General features: G+C 70.6%; 2 protein-coding genes and 1 pseudogene. All 3 read left to right on the forward strand.

The genetic code is table 11. The features are described from left to right. The first annotated feature begins 522 nt into the window (after positions 1-522). Complete coding sequence (locus QSJ97_RS24275; protein ID WP_285675065.1) at positions 523-2,076, forward strand: ABC transporter substrate-binding protein; 1,554 nt, start codon at positions 523-525, stop codon at positions 2,074-2,076. Between the two features lie 934 nt (positions 2,077-3,010). Continuing rightward, on the forward strand, positions 3,011-3,556 hold the full coding sequence (locus tag QSJ97_RS24280; RefSeq protein ID WP_285675066.1) for a sigma-70 family RNA polymerase sigma factor: 546 nt from the start codon (positions 3,011-3,013) through the stop codon (positions 3,554-3,556). Further along, positions 3,553-3,816: pseudogene (locus QSJ97_RS24285) on the forward strand (anti-sigma factor); the annotation flags it as partial. The gene QSJ97_RS24280 and the pseudogene QSJ97_RS24285, both read left to right, overlap by 4 nt.

A 3,816-nucleotide genomic window follows, 5' to 3' on the forward strand; every position in this document is an offset into this window, starting at 1 on the left:
AGAGCTGCCTCATTGCAATTCAGATGGGTTCTTCGCTTGCGCAGCGTAAAACGTCAAGAAATTTTCAAACTACTGAAAACAATGAGTTTATCTGTCAATTTATTGACTTGATATATGTCATTCAAGTAAATTCCAGAACTCTCGCGGGGAATTCCCCAAGCGGGTGAACGGCTTGGCGCAAGATTATTGCGGGCGGATTCCGGGGGGCGGGCGGGCCCGGCGGCCCGGCCGGGGCGGCGAAACCGGCATCGGCGTGACGTCGCGCCGCAGGGCCGGGGCGCTGCGCGCCGCGGCACGGGCTGCCGCTACGGCCGCCCGGCCGCCCCGGATGACAGGGGCTGCCGGGAATCGCCCTTCCCGCCGCGCCCGGCCGGCCGGCGGCCGCGCCCGTGCCGCGGCGCGCAGCGGAGCGACCGGCATTGTCGCTCGCGCACCAAAGCCTTAGGCTGTGCGCTGGCGACGGTGCGGCCTTCCAGTGCCCGCCCCAGAGAACAAGACGCCCGAACAGGAGAGCATGACATCATGACCAGACTGATCACCCCGACCCGCCGCGGTTTCCTACAGGGAAGCGCCGCCACCGGCCTGCTCGCCTCGCTGCCGCTGTCCTCGGCCCGCGCGGCGCCGAAATCCGGCGGAACGATGCGCATCGGCAAGGCCCACGGCCAGACCACCGACACGCTGGACCCGGCGACCTACGAGAACGGCTTCACCATCGCGCTGGCGCATGGCGTGCACGGCTATCTGACCGAGGTCGCCTCGGACGGCTCGCTGGTGCCCAATGTCGCCGAGAGCTGGGAGGCCTCGGCCGATGCCAGCACCTGGATCTTCAAGCTGCGCAAGGGTGTGACCTTCCATTCCGGAAAGGCGCTCACCGCCGAGGATGTCGCGGTCTCGATCAACTATCACCGGGGCGATCAGTCCACCTCTGCCGCCAAGCCGATCGTCTCGGCGATCTCGGAGATCCGCACCGAGGGCGACGACACCGTGGTCTTCGTGCTCGACGCCGGCAACGCCGATTTCCCCTTCGTGCTGAGCGACTATCACCTGATCATCGGCCCGGCGAAGGACGGCAAGCTCGACTGGCGCTCCGGCGACGGCTGCGGCGCCTACAAGATCGACCGCTTCGATCCCGGCGTGACCGCCGAGCTCTCGAAGAACCCCGATCACTGGGATGCGGCCAACCGCGGCTGGTTCGAGAAGATCGAGATGCTGGCGCTGGTGGACCTCAACGCGCGCACCACGGCGCTGGTCTCGGGCGATGTCGATGCCATCGACCGGCTCGATCTCAAGACCGTCGGCCTGCTGAAGCGCCGCCCCGGCATCGCGATCCAGTCGGTCGCCGGCAACCAGCACTACACCTTCGCGATGGATTGCCGGAAGGAGCCGTTCAGCGACGTGAACGTGCGCCTCGCGCTGAAATACGGCATCAACCGGCAGGAGCTGGTGGACAAGATCCTGTTCGGCTATGGCGCGATGGGCAACGACCATCCGATCGGCCCGGGCCAGCGCTTCCACAACAAGGACCTGCCGCAGCGCACCTATGACCCGGACAAGGCGAAGTTCCACCTCAAGGAGGCCGGGCTCGACGGGCTCAACGTGCGGCTCTCGGCGGCGGATGCGGCCTTCGGCGGCGCGGTGGACGCGGCGGTGCTCTACCAGAACTCGGCCGCCGATGCCGGCATCACCATCGACGTCAACCGCGTGCCGAACGACGGCTACTGGTCGGATGTCTGGATGAAGCACGAGTTCTCTGCGGTCTACTGGGGCGGCCGGCCGGTGGAGGACCAGATGTTCTCGACCGCCTACCAGACCGGCGCCGCCTGGAACGACAGCTTCTGGTCGAACGCGCGCTTCGACGAGCTGCTGCTCGCGGCCCGCGCCGAGCTCGACGAGGACAAGCGCCGGGCGATGTACTACGAGATGCAGGAGATCGTGAGCAACGACGGCGGCGTCGTGGTGCCGATGTTCGCCTCCTTCGTCTTCGCGCTGTCCGACAAGATCGCCCATGGCGACACGTTCGGCACCAACTGGGATCTCGACGGCGAGCGCTGGATGGAGCGCTGGTGGTTCGCCTGATCCGCTGATCGTCTGACGGTCCGATTGCCGGAGGGGCGCGGGTGGCAACACCGGCGCCCCTTGCCGTTTGCGGCCCCCCGGGGCGGAGATGCGCGAGATGCCGTTCCGCGGGCAGGACCCGGGCGGCAGTGGCAGCAACGGCGTCGGGGCGGTGCGGGTTGCGGACAGGTTGTCCCTCCGAGATGCGCCGCGCTGCGCCATCGCCGGGGGTGCCGGGGCGGCCCGGGCCTGGCCGCGCGGCCGGCCCGGCACACGCGCGCGCGGGACTGAAACACTGTTAGCCGCATGGCGCCTGCGCCTGCGGCGACACCCCGCGGCGTGCCCATCGCCGGCATGCCGCGTCGATCACTCCGCAGAAGGCGCTCGTCAGCGCGATGGCGATCAACGGGGCGCCCGTCGCAGGGCAGGCGGCCCGCGCCGGGTTGCCGCTCCTCGTGAACGCCCAAAGGTGCCGTACCGGGGACGTGGCGGCGGCGAGCCTCCTGTCCCGCCATCGGGAGATCGCGGCGCGCGGGGTCGGCGAAGCGGGCGGACGGCATCGTCGGTGCGGTGGCGGCCCGGTGCGCCGCAGAGGGCCATCAGCGCCGATGGCGGGCGGATCGCTGCAAGACGCCGGGCGACCGGCGCGGGCCGGCGGCAAAGGGCGGGCTTTCCCTGCCCCCGAGCCGGTTTCCCGAGGGTGGCGCCGTGCCGCTGCATCCGGATGCGCGGCTGCGGTGTCCTCCTTTTCGGAGCCGCCGACCGGTTGTGGCGAAGGCCCGGGCGGCCGCGACGATGCGGCCCGCCCTCTGTCGCCGCGCCGTGCGGCTATTGCTCCAGAGGGGAGGAGATATGGCTGCCCTCCGCGTCCGGCCAATCCGTCGCCATCCGGCTTTGCGCTGGAAGGCATGGGAGCGATCTGGCAGAGTTGCGGCCGCCGCAAGGGAGATCCGACGTGACCGACGCCGCCATCGACCTTTCCAGCGATCTCGAAGCCTGCGCCCGCGGCGACCGGGCGGCGCTGCGGCGGATCTTCGAGGCCGAGGGCGGGCGGCTTGCCGGTGTGGCGCTGCGCATCCTGCGCCGGCGCGAGCTCGCCGAAGAGGCGGTGCAGGAGGCCTTCGTCAAGATCTGGCGTAGTGCCGGGCAATACGACCCGGCGCGCGGCTCGGCACGCGGCTGGATCTATGCCGTGCTGCGCAACCACGCGCTCAACATGCTGCGCGACGGGAGCCGCGAGACGGCGACCGAGCCCGGGGCGCTGGACGCGCTGCGCGACGACGAGGCGATGCTCTCCGCCGCCTGGGAGCGGCTCGACGAGGCCAGCGCGCTGAAGCGCTGCCTTGCCGCGCTCGACACGGCGAAGCGGCAGGCGGTGCTGATGGCCTATGTGCTCGGCTATACCCATGGCGAGATCGCCGGCCGCGTCGGCGCCCCGCTCGGCACCGCCAAGGCCTGGGTGCGCCGGGGCCTCGCCGCGCTCAGGGCGTGCCTGTCATGAGCATCGCCGGGCGCGATCCGGCGGAGCTGGCCGACGAATACGCCATCGGGCTCCTCGACGAGGCCGACCGGGCGGAGCTCGAGCGCCGCATGGCCGCAGATCCGGCGCTGGCGGCGCTGGTGGCGGCGGCGCGGGAGCGGTTCCTGGCGCTGGATCTCGGTGTCGAGCCGGTGACGCCGGGGGCCGGGCTCTGGGCGCGGATCGAGGGTGCGCTCGACGCCGGGGCGGGGGCCGGGCCAGCGCCGGATGCCGCGGCGACG

Source organism: Paralimibaculum aggregatum, from assembly GCF_030270585.1.
GTDB classification, from domain to species: Bacteria; Pseudomonadota; Alphaproteobacteria; order Rhodobacterales; family Rhodobacteraceae; genus Thermohalobaculum; species Thermohalobaculum aggregatum.

What these genes read in the sequence shown, in the direction of transcription:
- QSJ97_RS24275 (WP_285675065.1), top strand. Translation starts at nt 523, where the DNA reads ATGACCAGACTGATCACCCCGACCCGCCGCGGTTTCCTACAGGGAAGC.